15 protein-coding genes are annotated in these 15,434 nt (G+C 71.3%); 11 read left to right on the top strand and 4 right to left on the bottom strand.

Annotated features, from left to right (window positions below):
* The first annotated feature begins 69 nt into the window (after positions 1-69).
* Positions 70-648 (top strand): helix-turn-helix domain-containing protein, encoded by a 579-nt coding sequence (locus ABD844_RS09575; RefSeq protein WP_344875112.1) that lies wholly within the window; start codon positions 70-72, stop codon positions 646-648.
* Here the strand turns inward: ABD844_RS09575 and ABD844_RS09570 are convergent.
* Complete coding sequence (locus tag ABD844_RS09570) at positions 615-986, bottom strand: group I truncated hemoglobin (RefSeq protein WP_344875110.1); 372 nt, start codon at positions 984-986, stop codon at positions 615-617. The genes ABD844_RS09575 and ABD844_RS09570 overlap by 34 nt on opposite strands.
* A gap of 110 nt (positions 987-1,096) precedes the next feature.
* The gene (locus tag ABD844_RS09565; RefSeq protein WP_344875108.1) at positions 1,097-2,536 is read right to left on the bottom strand and encodes a DHA2 family efflux MFS transporter permease subunit; all 1,440 of its coding nucleotides are present in this window, start codon (positions 2,534-2,536) and stop codon (positions 1,097-1,099) included.
* Between the two features lie 144 nt (positions 2,537-2,680).
* Between ABD844_RS09565 and ABD844_RS09560 the strand changes: the two genes are divergently transcribed.
* Positions 2,681-3,247 carry a TetR/AcrR family transcriptional regulator gene (locus tag ABD844_RS09560; protein WP_344875106.1) on the top strand — a complete coding sequence of 189 codons (567 nt, stop codon included), beginning with the start codon at positions 2,681-2,683 and terminating at the stop codon, positions 3,245-3,247.
* A gap of 13 nt (positions 3,248-3,260) precedes the next feature.
* Here the strand turns inward: ABD844_RS09560 and ABD844_RS09555 are convergent, their stop codons facing one another.
* Positions 3,261-3,923 (bottom strand): TetR/AcrR family transcriptional regulator, encoded by a 663-nt coding sequence (locus ABD844_RS09555; RefSeq protein ID WP_344875104.1) that lies wholly within the window; start codon positions 3,921-3,923, stop codon positions 3,261-3,263.
* 155 nt (positions 3,924-4,078) lie between these two features.
* On the opposite strand from ABD844_RS09555, the gene ABD844_RS09550 reads away from it, so the two are divergent.
* The 8 genes from ABD844_RS09550 to ABD844_RS09515 all read left to right on the top strand — a co-directional run bounded on the left by ABD844_RS09550 (position 4,079) and on the right by ABD844_RS09515 (position 13,514).
* Positions 4,079-4,453, top strand: coding sequence for a nitroreductase family deazaflavin-dependent oxidoreductase (locus ABD844_RS09550; protein ID WP_344875102.1), 375 nt, complete (start codon positions 4,079-4,081; stop codon positions 4,451-4,453).
* A gap of 81 nt (positions 4,454-4,534) precedes the next feature.
* Entirely contained in the window at positions 4,535-6,490 is a 1,956-nt protein-coding gene (locus ABD844_RS09545) for a S9 family peptidase (RefSeq protein ID WP_344875101.1), read from the top strand.
* A 102-nt stretch (positions 6,491-6,592) separates the two neighbouring features.
* Positions 6,593-7,873: an acyltransferase family protein gene (locus tag ABD844_RS09540; protein ID WP_344875099.1), complete on the top strand. Its 1,281-nt coding sequence runs from the start codon at positions 6,593-6,595 to the stop codon at positions 7,871-7,873.
* A 295-nt stretch (positions 7,874-8,168) separates the two neighbouring features.
* On the top strand, positions 8,169-9,089 hold the full coding sequence (locus ABD844_RS09535) for an ABC transporter ATP-binding protein (protein ID WP_344875097.1): 921 nt from the start codon (positions 8,169-8,171) through the stop codon (positions 9,087-9,089).
* Between the two features lie 26 nt (positions 9,090-9,115).
* Positions 9,116-9,901, top strand: a complete 786-nt coding sequence (locus tag ABD844_RS09530) for an ABC transporter permease (protein WP_344875095.1) — start codon at positions 9,116-9,118, stop codon at positions 9,899-9,901.
* 25 nt (positions 9,902-9,926) lie between these two features.
* Positions 9,927-11,231: a sensor histidine kinase gene (locus ABD844_RS09525; RefSeq protein WP_344875093.1), complete on the top strand. Its 1,305-nt coding sequence runs from the start codon at positions 9,927-9,929 to the stop codon at positions 11,229-11,231.
* Positions 11,228-11,893, top strand: a complete 666-nt coding sequence (locus ABD844_RS09520; protein ID WP_344875092.1) for a response regulator — start codon at positions 11,228-11,230, stop codon at positions 11,891-11,893. Before ABD844_RS09525 ends, ABD844_RS09520 begins: the two co-directional genes overlap by 4 nt.
* 127 nt (positions 11,894-12,020) lie before the next feature.
* Positions 12,021-13,514, top strand: a complete 1,494-nt coding sequence (locus ABD844_RS09515; protein ID WP_344875090.1) for an MFS transporter — start codon at positions 12,021-12,023, stop codon at positions 13,512-13,514.
* On the opposite strand, the gene ABD844_RS09510 is transcribed toward ABD844_RS09515, so the two are convergent.
* Positions 13,493-14,728 (bottom strand): erythromycin esterase family protein, encoded by a 1,236-nt coding sequence (locus ABD844_RS09510; RefSeq protein WP_344875088.1) that lies wholly within the window; start codon positions 14,726-14,728, stop codon positions 13,493-13,495. The two genes, ABD844_RS09515 and ABD844_RS09510, sit on opposite strands and share 22 nt — an antisense overlap.
* Positions 14,729-14,877: 149 nt before the next feature.
* On the opposite strand from ABD844_RS09510, the gene ABD844_RS09505 reads away from it, so the two are divergent.
* Positions 14,878-15,378 (top strand): MarR family winged helix-turn-helix transcriptional regulator, encoded by a 501-nt coding sequence (locus ABD844_RS09505; protein WP_344875086.1) that lies wholly within the window; start codon positions 14,878-14,880, stop codon positions 15,376-15,378.
* Positions 15,379-15,434: the final 56 nt, after the last annotated feature.

Raw genomic sequence — 15,434 nt, 5'->3', positions numbered from 1 at the left:
CCGTCGGGGCCGTCCGCGCGGTCGCTCGCAGTTTTTGCGAACGTTAGCACCACATGAGATCGTTCTGTCATGGACACCTTGGAGCTGCTGGAACTGCTCGCGCATCCGGTGCGGCTGCGGATCGTGCACGCGATGCGCGGCGGCCGTGAGCTGACCACCGCCCAGTTGTGCGAGCGGATCCCCGACGCTTCCAAGGCCATGGTCTACCGGCACGTCGACCTGCTCGCGGCCAGCGGGATCCTGGAAGTGGCCGGTGAACGGCGGGTGCGTGGCGCGGTGGAACGCCACTACCGGCTCCGCCTCGACCGGGCGGTCGTCGACGCCGAGGCGGTCGCGGCGCTGTCGGCCGACGACCACCGGCGTCTCTTCGCCACGTCGATGGCCGTCCTGACGGCCGAGTTCAACGCCTACCTCGACCGCGACGACGCCGACCCGATGGCCAACCTCGTCGGCTACCGGCAGCACGCCGTCTGGCTCACCCACGACGAGCTGGAGAAGCTGATCGGCGAGCTGCGCCGGGCCATCCTGCCCGTGCTGGCCAACGAGCCGACGCCGGAGCGCGCCCAATACCTGCTCAGCCCGATCCTCTTCCCGGTCGAACAACCACCCCCGGCTCAGAGCGCGGGCAGTTCGCTGCCCACGATCTGACCCTTCAGCGGGGCGAGGGCGCCGGCGATCGTCGTGATGGTCGGCTCAGGAACGTCGTACTGCGTCAGCGCCCCGGCCAGGTGCACCACCACCGCGTCGAACTCCTCGCCGGTGATGCCCATGCCGGCGTGCGCCTCGCCCATCGTCCTGCCCCGGTACTCCTGAGGGCCGCCGAGGGCGGCGGACACGAAGCTGCGCTGGTGGGCCTTGAGCTTGCCCAAGTCCGTGTCGGCGAAGTAGCGAACGAGGCGGGGGTCGGCCACCACCCGGCGGTAGAACTCGTCCACCACGGCAGACACCGCGCTCGCGCCGCCGACCTGGTCGAAGATGGAAGTCATGCGGAAACTCCCTCCAGTGCCCGTGGAAAGGAGCGTCGCAGCCGGCCATCCAGGCGTTCCAGGACCTGACGGCAGGTGTTGATCAGCGACTCCGGAGGTGTTTCGGCGGGTTAATCTCGCGGCGCGGAGTCTGCTGCGGGCTTGGACCTCACCAGCCACAGGCCGGTGAACACGGCACCGGCCAAGGTGACGGCGCCGGCCGCGAGGAAGGCGCTGTTGAGACCGTCCTCGAAGGAGGCGCCGCCTGACTCCTGGGCGTGGACGATGGCTCCCAGCACCGCCACGCCGAGCACCGCGCCGATCTGCCGGGTGGTGCTGCTGATGCCCGACGCGAGGCCGCCCTCCTGCGGGCTGACCGACTGGATGGTCGCGCCGGTCAGCGGGGACATCGTCAACGCGAAACCGACGCCGACGATCGCCAGCCGCCACCACACGTTCCCGTAGCCGGTGTCCGCGTGCACCAAGCCCAGCGCCAGCAGCCCCGATCCGGCCAGGAGCAGGCCGACGGTGACCACGATCCGGAAGCCGTACCTGGCGGCGAGCCGGCCCGCGAACGGGCTGACGATCACCATCGCGAGGGTGGTGGGCAGAGTCTGCAGTCCTGCGAGCAGGATCGAGCTGCCCTGGACGTACACGAAGAACTGGGAGAAGAAGAACGTCGAGCCCATGAGCGCGAACCCCACCACGACCATCGCCGCGTTGGACACCGTGAACAACCGCTGCCGGAACAGCCGCAGCGGCAGCATCGGCGTCGAACCACGCGCTTCGACTGCGATGAAGACAGCGATGATCACCACCGCGGCGGCGAAGCTGCCCAGGACGACCGGCGAGGTCCAGCCGCGCGAGCCGCCCTCGATCAGCCCGTAGGTCAGCGCCCCCACGCCCAGGACGGACAGGACCGTTCCCTGGACGTCGATGGCGGGGGCGCCCGGGTTGCGGGACTCGCCCAGGATGCGCAGACCGGCCAGCAGCAGGATCACGCCGATGGGCACGTTGACCAGGAAGATGGCAGGCCAGCCGAAGGCGTCCGTCAGCACGCCGCCGGCCAGGGGCCCGGCGGCCAGGCCGATTCCGCTGAACCCCGCCCACAGCCCGATCGCCTTGACGCGCTCTTGCGGAGCGGGATAGGCGTTGACGAGCAGGGCCAGCGAGGCGGGGCTCAGCGCCGCGGCCCCGATGCCCTGCAGCACCCGTCCGACGATCAGCCAGCCGATCGAGGGCGCGAAAGAGCACACCACGGACGCGACCGTGAACACGACGACGCCGGCCAGGAACACCCGCTTGCGGCCGAAGCGGTCGGCGAAGACGCCGCCGGACAGCAACAGCATCGCCACCAGCAGCACGTACGCGTCCACGATCCACTGCAGCCCGGTCAACTGAACCTGCAACCGCTCCTGCATATCGGGCAGAGCCGCACCGACGATCGTGTTGTCGAGCAGCACCATGAACTGCCCCAGGCAGGTCACCGTGAGCAACGCCGCCCGGTTCGGTGGCACGCCTGCGGCCACCGGCGACGCGGCCTTCGTGGTGGTGCTTTCGTGTGCGGTCAACGCTGGTCCCTCCCATGCGTTCGTAGTCCGGTGGCGGCGAAGGCCACCCGAGACACGTCAAACGCAGTCAGTGACTGCGTTAAGGAGGACTGTAGGGCGGCTCGTCCCACAAACGCAAGTCAGCGCTGCGTTAGGGTAGGAGGTATGGACGAGCGACAGCCGGCCCGGCGGCCCGGCGGGCGCAGCGCCCGCGTCTCTGCGGCGGTGCACCAGGCCGTCACCGACCTGGTGAGAGAGCGCGGCTACGGCAACTTCACCGTCGGCGAGGTCGCAGCCCGCGCGGGCGTGGCCGACACCAGCGTCTACCGCCGGTGGGGCAACCTGGAGACCCTGCTCACAGACGTGACGCTCACGCGTCTCAACGCGCGGTCACCGATGCCGGACACCGGGAGCCTGGCCGGCGACCTGCGCACCTACGCGGCCAACGTGGCCCGCGAGATCACCGGGCCCGACGGTCTGGCGGTGCTGCGCCTGGTCATCGCCCTGTCCGGCAAGGGCCGGCAGGGACTGGAGGCGCGTGACGACTTCCTCGCCGAACGCGCCCGGCAACTGGAGTCCATGCTCGACCGCGCCCGCGAACGCGGCGAGGACCCGCCCGACGCGCTCGGCGTCCTCGACCACATCATGGCCCCGATGTACATTCGCGTCCTGTTCGACCTGGGCCCACTCACCCCGGACTACGTGGACGGGCTGGTCGACCGACTGCTGTGACCCAGGGCGAGTCTCACGTGGGGGTCGCGGTGCGGCGGGATTCGAGGGCGTCGAGGATCAGGTCCAGGCCGTAGTCGAACTCGCCGGTGTGGTCGTAGCCCGGCCGCAGGGCGTGGTCGACGATCATCTCCGTGAGGTACGGCAACTCGTCCACCGGCAGGTCCTTGAGGATGCCGCCGGCCACTTCCTCGACGTCGTCCGGTGTCGTCACCGGCAGGTTCGCCTCCTGGAGGACGAATCCGCCGACGTAGCTGTCGATGAGCGAGACGGCGTGGGCGGCCATCGGCAGCGTGAACCCCGCCCTCCGCAGGACCCCGAGGACGGCATCGTGGTGGCGGAGCGTCGCCGGGCCCGGGTTGCGACGGGAGTCCATGAGGCCGAGGGCCCAACTGTGCTGCGACAGGACCGTACGTGCGGAGGAGGCACGCGTACGGATCGCGTCGCGCCAGTCGTCGCACCCGGCGCGGGGGAGCTCGATCGCCGCGAACACCATGTCGACCACGCCGTCGAGGATCGCGTCCTTGTTCGGCACGTGGTGATAGAGCGACATCGCCTCCACGCCCAGCTCCTGCGCGACCCGCCGCATCGTGATCGCCTCCACGCCGCCGCGATCAGCGACCCGGATCGCGGCTTGCAGGACGAGACCTCGGCTGAGCGGTTGCGGTGGCGGTGTCATGACGGCTCCGGGGTGTGGATGGGTTGACAGCCTTACGAGCGTAAGCCAACCTTACGGGCGTACGCAGCCTTACTGGTGTAAGCCTCCGGGGTGGCGACCGTCCGCCAGGCCCGCGAATCGCACGCCCCCGCACCGGGGGAGACGAGGAGGTCCCGATGCCGATGCCCAAGTGGTGGGGGCACGTGAACAAGAAGGTGTTCAACCGTCGCGCGATCGCGGGCGGGAAGTGGCCGGTGCTGATTCACGTCGGTCGCGTGTCCGGCGCAACGTACCGTACGCCGCTCGACGCGCATCCTGTCGACGGCGGTTACCTGTTCGTGCTGGTGTATGGGTCGCGTTCGGACTGGGTGCGGAACGTGCTGGCGGCCGGCGGCGCGCGGCTCCGGGTCGACGGGAGGGAGGTGGCGCTCGCCGCCCCGCGCCTGGTCGGGAGGGACGAGGCGTTCCGGGCCCTGCCCGCCGAGGTGGCCCGCCCGCCGAAAGTGCTCCGCATCACCGAGTTCCTCCGCATGGACCTGGCCGCGGGCTGACGATCGTCCCCCGACGGGCACATCGGCGATCTGAGGCATGATCGTCATAGTGCCGGGCCCGACGCTGGAGGGACGATTGAGATGAACGAGGTAACACCACGGTCGGTCGTCGACGGCGCCGTGCCCCTGCATCCCGTGATCTCTCCGGACGGTCGCTGGGTCGCCTACCCGGTCACCTCGGTTGGACGAACGGGAGATCATCCGCAAAGCGCGATCTGGATCGCCGCCACCGACGCAGCCTCCCCGCCCAGAAAGCTGACCGAGGGAACGGCGATAGACTTCCTCCCGCGCTGGGCGCCGGATTCGGCCTCGCTCTTCTTCGCCTCGGATCGGGCGAGCCGAGGCACCGTCCAGCTTCATCGGATCTCCCTCGACGGCGGCGCGGCGGAGGCGCTGACCGCCTGGCCCGGCGGCATCTCCGACCACCTCCCGCTCGCCGGCGGCCGGCTGGTCGCGGTGGTCGCGGAGGAGTCACCCCCCGACGAGCGACCCGGCAGGGGAGACGTCAAGGTGTGGGGACAGGAGGTGCCCCACGACCGGTTGTGGCTGCTCGACCTGGACACCGGCCAGTCGCACGGGGTGGACGGACTCGGTGACAGGCACGTCGTCGAGCTGGCGCAGCGTCCGGACGGGGGTCCGCTCGCGGTGCTCAGCCAGGCCACCCCGGAGCTCGATCCCGGCCGTCGGACCTGCGCGCTGCAGGTGGTCGACCCGGAGACCGGCAAGGTCAGGGAGCTCGGGCGGGCCGGGCTGGAGGCGTCCGCGCCCACCTGGTGGCACGCGGACGGTGGCTGGCACCTGTGCTATCTGGCGACCACCCCGCCCGGCCCGGTGGGAGGTCGCGCGGTCTTCAACCTTGTGGTGCCGGAGACCGGTGCCGCGGCCGAACACCTCCCGGTGACCAGCGGCATGACCGCCTGCCCGACCGGCCTGGCGGGGGTCGGGGAGGGGCCGCCGCTGGCGTTGTTCGCCGACGGGCTCGACACCGCGATCCACCGGCTGGACCCCGCGACCCTCCGGTTCCAGCGGGTGTCCTCCCTCGAGGGCCTGGCCGCCTCGCTCACCGCGAGCCGCTCGGGCGGGGTCGTCGCCGCGCTGGTCAGCACGGCGTACGAGCCGATGAACGTGCACGCCGGGCCGCCAGCCGGTCGCCTCCTCCGGCTCAGCGACGCCAGGCCGGAGCTGCGCGAGGTCGCGTGGGGAAGGCAGGAACGCCTGTCGTACCGGGCGTCCGACGGGCTCGTCCTCGACGGGTTGCTGATCCTGCCGCCCGGACGTACCCGAGGCGACGGCCCGTTCCCGCTCGTCACGCTGGTGCACGGCGGCCCGTACGCCAGGCACGCCGACCAGTTCATGCTGGGCGTGATCCCCTCGGGGCAGTGGCTCGCGACCGCCGGGTACGCCGTCTTCCTGCCCAATCCACGGGGCGGCGAGGGCCACGGGCACGCGTTCGCGGCGGCCGTCGCGGGCGCGGTCGGCGTGGAGGAATGGACGGACATCGTCACCGGCATCGACCTGCTGATCGCCGACGGCGTCGCCGATCCCGACCGGCTCGGGATCGGCGGGTGGAGCCACGGTGGGTTCATGGCCGCCTGGGCGGTGGGGCAGACGAACCGGTTCAAGGCCGCGGTGATGGGCGCGGGCATCAGCGACTGGGGCATGCTCGTCGCGACCGGCGAAGGCGGAACCCTGGAGGCCGGGCTCGCAGGGAGCTGCGGCTGGGAGGGGACCGGCCCGCACCGGCACGACCGGCTCAGCCCCATCTCGTACGCGTCCGAGATCCGCACCCCGGTGCTGATCCTGCACGGCGAGGACGACACGAACGTGCCGGTCGGCCAGGCCACCTACTTCCACCGCGCGCTGCGGCGGTTCGGGATCGAACACGAGTTCGTCGTCTATCCACGGGAAGGCCACGCGATCCAGCGCCGTGACCACCAGCTCGACGTGCTCGAACGCACCCGCGCGTGGTTCGACCGCAAACTAGCCGACCCCACCCCGTTGGGCGCGGGAAAGGGCCTTTCTGACCAGATCGGTTGACATTCCGGCCAGGGCGGGCACGGGCCTGACGGGCGGGCCCGCACAGGTGGCGCTTCGGTCGCGGTCAGCGACCATCCAGGTTTACCGCATAGCGTTACCTGAGTGTCTATCAACCTGGCCGCCAGGGAAGGCGGGCTGCAGACCCCGATCCAGACGCACGGGCCCCCGTCGGCCCGCCGGCAGACGTGGCTGGACGCCCTCCGTGGTGTGGCCGTGCTCGCCGTGCTCTTCGAGCACCTGCTGGATCCGCTCTTTCCCGAGGTGCGGGCGACGGTCAGCCCCTGGTTCGACCTGGGGCAGTACGGCGTGATGGTGTTCTTCCTGATCAGCGGCTACGTGGTGCCGGCCTCGCTGGAACGGCGCGGCAGCGTCGCCGGGTTCTGGATCGGCCGGGTGTTCCGGCTCTATCCCTTGTTCCTGCTCGCGGCGGTCCTCGCCACCGTGTTCGGCCTGGTCCAGGTCTACTCGTCGCTGCCCGCCCAACTGGGCGAATCTCCGGTCGTGTCCGGCCTCGCGCATCTGACGATGCTGCAGGACTTCGTCCAGGTGGTCAGCGTCATCAACGTGTTCTGGACGTTGTCGTACGAGATGGTGTTCTACCTGCTCGTGACCGCGATCTTCGTCCTCGGGCGGGGCCGTGGGGGCGGGACCGCCGGCACGCTCACCTTCGCGATGGCGGCCGTGCTCGTGGGCGGTACGCTGCCCGCCGGTGCGCTCTCACGCGGTCTCGGCGGTGACGTCGTCGTGCTGATCGTGGCCATGGTGCTGATGGCGGGCCTGGCCGCGGTCCTCGGCGGCGGGCACCGCGTACGGATGTGCGGCGCGATCATCCTGGCCACCCTGGCCGTCGTGCTGCTCGCGGTCAACAGCCGGGTCGGCGCCTGGCAGAGCCTGGCCATCGTGGCCACCATGTTCGCCGGGACCGCGCTCTCCCGGCTGGACGAGGGCCGCCTGCGGCGGGGGATCACGAGCTGGCTGATCGTGCTGGTGCCGGTCGTGTGCATCGCCGCCGCGATCTGGTTCGGCCCTGGCTGGGGGATGTCCGAGGAGAAGGCGCTGGCGTTCAGGTGGAGCTGGAGCGCCGCCGTGGCGGCGGCCTGGCTGACCTTCCTCCTCGCCCGGGCGCTGCGATCGTACACCTGGCCGGGTGTGCTGGTGCGCCTCGGGCTGATCAGCTACTCCTTCTACCTGCTGCACCCCCTCGGGATCCAGGTCCTGCGGCGTCTGATCCCGCAGCCCGCGCCCGTGCCGCTCGGCGGGCGGATCGCGGCGTCGGTCCTGCTGCTGGGCGTGGTGGTCGCCTGCGCCGCGCTGACGTACCGGTTCGTCGAGCGACCGGCCCAGGACCTCGGCCGCCGCCTGGCCCGCTCGGTCGGCCGCTGACCCTGCTCCGGCCCGTCCGCGCCGCCGCCGCCGTAAAGGGAACGTGGCGGCCCGTCGGCAGCGCGGACGCCGGGCGGGCATCTGGGTGGCCGCGGCGACACCCAGGACGGTGGCACCCGGATCCGCCGTGACCGGACCTCGTTCCCGGGCGCCGACTCAACCGATCGGTGGATCGCCTTCCCCCACCGTTCGGCGGCGAGGTCCCGTCCACCGGCCGGTGTTGCCGGCAGTGGGGCTCGTAGCAGGCTGAATCCAGCCGACCACCGATGGGCACGAGCCCGGGAAGGACCCCCACATGCCACCAGTGATCGAGGTACGCGACCTCCACAAGCGCTATGGCGACAAGGTCGCGGTCGAGGACGTGTCGTTCACCGTTCAGGAGGGCGAGGTCTTCGGGATCCTCGGCCCGAACGGCGCAGGAAAGACGACGACGGTGGAGTGCGTCGAGGGCCTCCGTAGGCAGGACCGGGGCGAGATCAAGGTGCTCGGGCTCGACCCCCGCCACGATCGCGCCGAGCTGACCCGACTCCTCGGTGTCCAGTTGCAGGCCGGCCTGCTCCCCGACCGGCTGCAGGTCGCCGAGGCCCTGGAGCTGTACGGCTCCTTCTATCCCAGGCCGGCCGACTGGCGTGAGCTGATGCACGGCCTCGGCCTCGCGGACAAGGCGAAGACCCGCTACGCCAAGCTGTCCGGCGGCCAGAAGCAACGGCTGTCGATCGCGCTCGCGCTCGTCGGCAGCCCTCGGGTGGCGATCCTCGACGAGCTGACCACCGGCCTCGACCCGCAGGCACGCCGCGACACCTGGGAACTGATCGAGGGCGTGCGCGCCCGTGGGGTGACGATCGTGCTGGTCACCCACTTCATGGAGGAGGCCGAGCGGCTGTGTGACCGGCTGGCGCTGATCGACGCCGGTCGCGTCGTCACGGTGGACACCCCGGCGGGCCTCACCGAGCGGGCCCGCGTCGGGCAGCGAATCCAGTTCCGCCCGTCCAGGCCGCTGGACGACCGCCTGCTCACGGCCCTGCCCGACGTCTCCGCCGTGACCCGCCGGGGCGAACTGGTCATCGTCGACGGCAGCGACAACGCGCTCAACGCCGTCACCACCGTCCTGGCCCGCAACCAGATCGTGGCCGAACGGCTGCGCGTCGAGCAGGCGAGCCTGGAGGACGCGTTCGTCCAGCTCACCGGCAAGCGCCTCGAATCCGGCCCCCGGTAACACAGCACAGAGAGGACCTCATACCCATGTCAGCCCTGCGCACCGACGCACTCCCCGTCACCGCCGAGCGAGGTTCCGCGACGTGGCGGCTCATCAAGGCCGAGAGCACGTTGTGCGTCCGAGACAAGGTCGCCCCCCTGTGGGGCATCGGCTTCCCACTGATCCTGTTGATCGTCCTCGGCAGCATCTCCGACCTGCGGGAACCCGTGGAGCCCGGCGGCGTCCTGACCTACTTCGACCTCTACGTCCCTGTCCTGATCCTGTTCAATCTGGCCATCCTGGCCACCGCCTCCCTGCCGACCACGCTCGCGGGATACCGGGAGAACGGCGTGCTGCGGCGCATGCGGACCACGCCGGTCGGCCCGGCCCGCGTGCTCACCGCCCAGCTCGTGGCCAACTTCGCCATCGCGGTCGTCGCGATGGTCCTGTTCCTCGCGGTGGCCAGGCTCGGCTTCGGCGTCGACCTGCCGAAGCACCTTCCCGGTTTCGCCCTCGCCTGGCTGCTCGCGGCGGCCGCGCTGCTCGCGATCGGCCTGCTGATCACCGCACTCGCGCCCGGTCGTGGCCCTGCCACGGCGATCGGCACGGTGCTGTTCTTCCCGATGATGTTCTTCGCCGGGCTCTGGGTGCCGATCTCGCAGATGCCGCCGCTGTTGCGGAACATCGCCCACTACACCCCGCTCGGCGCGGGCATGGGGGCGTTCCAGGACGCCTACCTCGGGGATTTCCCCTCCGCGCTCCCGCTCCTGACCCTGGCGGGCTACGCGGCCGGGTGCTCGATCATCGCGGTCCGCTGGTTTCGCTGGGAATAGACTCGGCACGGAGGGGAGGGGAATCTTGAGCAGGCGGAAAGGGCCGGAGAGCTGGGCCGCGGCACTGGAGAGGCCGTCGTTCCTCCTGGTCACCGCGGTGCCCTACAGCTTGCTCGCGGCCCTCGCCGCGTACAAGGTGATCAGAGGGCCCGCGGCGGGCGACTCCCCGCTCGTCGACCTCGGCCTGTGCGGGCTGGCCGCGGCGTGGATGCTCGGCATGTTCACCCTGCGTCCCGCCTGGCGGGACCGGCCACGGATCATGGGGGTGTTCTTCACCGGGCTGGCGGTGATCACGGCGATCCTGGTGGTACGCGATCCCGTGTTCGGACTGTTCACCCCCGCGCCCTACATCTACGCCTTCACCGTCGTCCGCTGGCCGTGGCGGCTGCCCGCCGTGGCCGCCACGGCCGTGATGGCCGGCACCGCGCAGGGCTCCGGCGTGGACCCGACGACCGGGCTGGGCCTGACGCTGTTCCTGGCCATCGTCGTCGCCAACGTCGTCCTCATGTGCGGCACCGCCTGGGTGCTCCGGCTCGCCGAGAGCGAGGAGGAGCGGCGCGAGCAGGCCCTCGCCGAGCTGAGCCGGACGAACCGGCTGCTGGAGGCGACGCTCGCCGAGAACGCCGGCCTGCACGCCCAACTGCTCGCCCAGGCCAGGGAGGCGGGGGTGCTGGAGGAGCGCCAGCGGATGGCCCGCGAGATCCACGACACCCTGGCGCAGGGGCTCACCGGCATCATCGCGCAGCTCCAGGCGGCCGAGCAGATGCACGAGGTCCCGGCGCCGTGGGTCCGGCCCTTCGCCGCCGTCACCAGGCTGGCCAGGGAGAGCCTGGCCGAGGCCCGGCGCTCGGTCGACGCGCTGCGGCCGGAGCCGCTGGAGACCGCGCGGCTGAGCGACGCGCTCGCCGACGTCAGCGGCCGGTGGTCGAAGTTGCACGGGCTCCCCGTTCAGGTCACGACGACCGGCACGGCACGGCCGATGGCGCCGGAGGCGGAGTTCGCGCTGCTGCGCACGGCGCAGGAGGCGCTGGCCAACGTGGCCAAGCACGCGCACGCGACCAGGGTCGGGGTGACGCTGTCCTACCTGGAGCACGAGGTGGCGCTGGACGTACGTGACGACGGCAGGGGCTTCGATCCCGCGCAGCTCGAATCCGGCACGGGCGCGACCGGCGGGCCGTGGCCGCCCTCCCGCGGCGACGGGTTCGGCCTGACCATCATGCGGCAGCGTATCGAGGGGCTGTCCGGGACGCTGGGGATCGAGTCCGAGCCCGGCGCCGGCACCGGGATCTCGGCCTGCGTACCCACCCTGTCCACCGGGAGCCGCGCATGACCGAGCGCCCGGCCGAGGCCCCGATCCGGTTGGTGATCGCGGACGACCATCCCGTCGTCAGAGACGGGCTGAGCAGCATGTTCGCCTCCGCGCCCGGATTCGAGGTGCTGGGCGAGGCCGCGGACGGCGCGTCGGCCGTGCGCCTCGCCCAGCGGCTCCGGCCCGACGTGATCCTCATGGACCTGCGCATGCCGGGCATGGACGGGCTGACCGCGATCACCGAGCTGACCAGGCTCGGCAACACTGCGCGCGTGCTGGTGCTGACCACCTACGACACCGACACCCACGTACTGCCCGCGATCGAGGCGGGCGCGACCGGCTACCTGCTCAAGGACTCCCCCCGGGAGGACCTGCTGCGAGGCGCGCGAGCCGCCGCCAAGGGCGAGAGCGTGCTGTCCCCCTCGGTGGCGGCAAGGCTGATGAACCGGGTCAGGACGCCCGCGCCGCAACTGCTCAGCCAGCGGGAGCTCGAGGTCCTCGAACTCGTGGCGGCCGGGAACACCAACCGCGAGGTGGCCGCCCGGCTGTTCATCACCGAGGCCACCGTCAAGTCCCACCTGCTGAACGTCTACGCCAAGCTCGGGGTGAACGACCGCGCCGCCGCCGTCACCGAGGCGTTCAACCGGGGGCTGCTCATCCCGCGAGCGCCTGGGCAACCCTGACCTCCGGCGTGCCTCCGGGCCGGGAAGGCCGGGGATCGGCGGGAAACGTCCGTCCGCGCCGATGTCGAGAAGCTCTCGGCGGCTCCGACCAACGGTCGAAACGCCGAGAGAACAGGAAGCCTCGAAGATGCACGTCAAACGGGCCTGGCTGGGACTGGCCGTCCTCATGTTGCCGACCTTGCTCGTCGCGCTGGACGCGACGGCCTTGCTCCTCGCGCTCCCGCAGTTGAGCGCGGGCCTGGGCGCCGACAACGTCCAGCAACTGTGGATCAGCGACAGTTACGGATTCATGGTCGCCGGCCTGGTCATCACGATGGGAACGCTCGGCGACCGCATCGGCCGCCGGCGGCTGCTGATGATCGGCGGAGCGGCGTTCGCGGTGCTGTCGATCGTGGCCGCCTTCGCGACCAGCCCGCTGATGCTGATCGTCGCGCGGGTGCTGCTGGGCGTCGCCGGGGCGACCCTGGCGCCGTCCACCCTCGCCTTGATCACCAACATGTTCCGGGACGAACGACAGCGCGGGCGGGCCATCGCGATCTGGGCGACCTGCACGTTCACTGGCGGCGCGCTCGGACCCATCCTGGCCGGGTTCCTGCTCCAACACTTCTGGTGGGGCTCGGTGTTCCTGGTCGCCGTGCCGGCGATGGTGTTGCTGCTGCTCGCCGGGCCGTTCCTGCTGCCGGAATACCGTGGCGACCAGGCCGGCCGGCTGGACCTGGCGAGCGTCGGGCTGTCGCTCGCGGCCGTGCTCCTGACGGTCTACGGCATCAAACAGCTCACCGTCGAGAGCGTGCCGGTCGTGCCGGCGGCGGCCGTCGTCGCCGGCGTGGCCCTCGGCCACCTGTTCGTACGGCGCCAACTGCGGCTGGAGACGCCACTGCTGGACCTGCGGCTGCTCCGCAACCGTCCGTTCGCCGGTGTGCTCGTGGCCCTGGTCTTCGCCGGTGTCGTCATGGCCGGTACGGGCCTGCTGGTCACCCAGTACCTCCAGGGCGTGCTGGGCTTCTCGCCCTTCGTGTCGGCGGTGCTGTTCGCCCCGATGGGCCTGGCCACGGCGATCGGCACCATGCTCGCGCCGGCCCTGGCCCGCCGGATGCGGGAGACCACGGCGATCGCCGGTGGGCTGGCGGTGTCGGCGCTGGGCTGTCTGCTGCTGGTCGGCGTCGACGGCCCGGGCGCGTTGCCGCTGGTGATGATCGGTATCAGCGTGCTGGCGCTGGGCGCCGGCCCACTGTTCGCGCTGGGCACCGGGCTGGTCGTCGGGTCCGTGCCGCCGGAGCGGGCCGGCTCGGCGGCGTCGATGTCGGAAACCGGCAACTTCTTCGGCGGTTCGCTCGGGTTCGCGCTGATCGGCGTGCTGGCCGCGGTGGTCTACCGCAGCCGCACGGACGGCACGTCCGACTCGCTGGCCGGCGCGCTCGCCGCCGCCGGGCACCTTCCCGCCGACCAGGGCGCGGAGCTGCTGCACACCGCGCGGGCCGCGTTCACCACCGGTCTGCACGTCACCGGGGTCGTGGCCGCGGTCATCCTCGCCGGGACGGCCGTGCTGGCCCTGGCCATGCGCCCGGCGGCCCGGACCGCCCGGACCACGAGCCCGGACTACGAGACGACCCGATCGTAGGAGGGGCTCTGACCCGACGGGAGGTCCCTGACGAACACGATCCCCTCGTACTCGTCGAGGTGGGCCGGGTCGAGCGGCAGGTAGCCGTAGTAGGGGGACGCACGGGGGCGGACGGGCCGCGCGTCGCCGAGGGCGGCGGCCAACCGGCGGGCGTCCACGACGTGGCGGTCCTCCGGGAGCGCGTACAGGAGCCCTTCGACGGTGTCGGGAGGCGGGACGTCGACGCCACGGTGCCGGATCGTGCCGAGCGCCGTGGCCAGGAAGGCGTAGTTCTCGCCCAGGTGAGCGCGTACGATCGCGCCGGCGCTCCACCACTCCAGCGGCAGGCCCGCCAACTGGATCACGCTCTTGTCGCGCTGGAGGTGGCGGTTGTGGGCGTGGACCATCGCCGGGCCCCGTTCGGCGACGGCGAGCAGGTTGGCGGCCATCATCGAGTCCCGCAGGCCCATCAGCCGCGACACCCGGCTCGGTGACGTGTCGGCCATCCAGAAGTGGTAGCGCATCAGGCCGGTGGCGGTGCGCCCGTACAGGCGGGCCCGGTCCCAGTCGTCGCGCGAGGACGCCGCGATCAGGGCCGGAGCCTGTACGTCGAGCAGCGTGGCCAGATCGTCGGCCAGCAGCCGCAGCTCCCTGGCCTCGGCCGACTGCCCGACGGACTGGGCGGCGTCCATGGTCGCGGCTGGGTTGGTCCACCGGTCGTCGGCGCCGAGCAGGCCGTCGAGCGTCTCCGCGGCGCAGGGGAGCAGGCCCGCGTCCCCGTGGGCCGCGAGGTAGCCGTGCAGCGCGGTGAGTGCCTGACGGGGGCTCCCGGGGCCGGTCATCTCCAGCGGGCCGTCGAAACCGGCGAAGCGCACGTGCTCGGACGCGGGACGTTCCTCGTTGTGGGCGCGCATCCACCGTACGAGCTCGCGGTTGGCCGCGGACGCGCCGAAGCCGTGGCTGAACCCCGTTCGCATGACCTGCTCGAGGGTGCCCGTGCCCGAGGTGACGTAGTCGTCCACGACCAGGCCCATCAGGCAGTCGCTCTCGATGGCGATCGCGCGGTGGCCCTCCTGCTCGACGAGCTGCCGGAACAGCTCGTTGCGCAGCTCCAGGAGCACGTCCTCGCCGTGGGTGGGCTCGCCCACGGCGAGCAGCCGGGGCCGGGCCGGGAGCAGCCGCATGACGGCGGCGGCCTCGACGGGCTGGGCGGCGTCTTTTATGCCAGAATCCATGCCTTCAACGGTATCTTTGAACCGTCTGTTGAGGCTTTCGCGCGGTTTCTGGCCTCTTCGCCGGATAACCCTAAAATCACGGTATCCCTGGTCTCGCTCGCCGCCCGAGCAAGTGACAGTGCTTATATAAAATCTTCTAGGATGGCCGAATGGCCGATCCTCGCGCATCCGACCCCACCCGGCAGAGCCTCTGGCGCCCCCTGCGGCTGCTCCAGGCGTCGATAGACGCGGACATCGCCCGCGTCTACTCCGAGAAGCGCATCAAGGGCCTCAAGCCGAGCTACGTGATGGAGCTGCTCCGCCTGCACGCCCACGGCCCGATGACGATCACCGAGCTCGCCGAGTCGGTCGGCCGCACGCATTCCGCCCTCAGTCAGAAGGTGGCCGCCATGCGGGAGGCGGGCTGGGTCACGACGGTCGCGGGCGACGACGCGCGCAGCAAGGAGGTGACGCTCACGGACGAGGCCCGCCGCGTCATCGGCCGTCTCGCCGCGGAGTGGCGGGCCACCGAGATGGCCATCGCCGAGATCGAGGCCGAGATCCCCTATCCGCTCACCCGGGTCGTGACCGACATCGAGCGGGCCCTGACCCGCAAGAGCTTCTACGACCGCATCACCGAGAAGCTGGCCGAGGACCCGGACTGGTTGTGACCGCCGTCCCGCCCGGCCCTCAACGTCAGGAGAACCGGTCGACAACAATACCCGAA

This window comes from Nonomuraea antimicrobica (assembly GCF_039536965.1).
GTDB lineage: Bacteria > Actinomycetota > Actinomycetes > Streptosporangiales > Streptosporangiaceae > Nonomuraea > Nonomuraea antimicrobica.
This window is presented reverse-complemented; position numbering and strand designations above follow the sequence as displayed.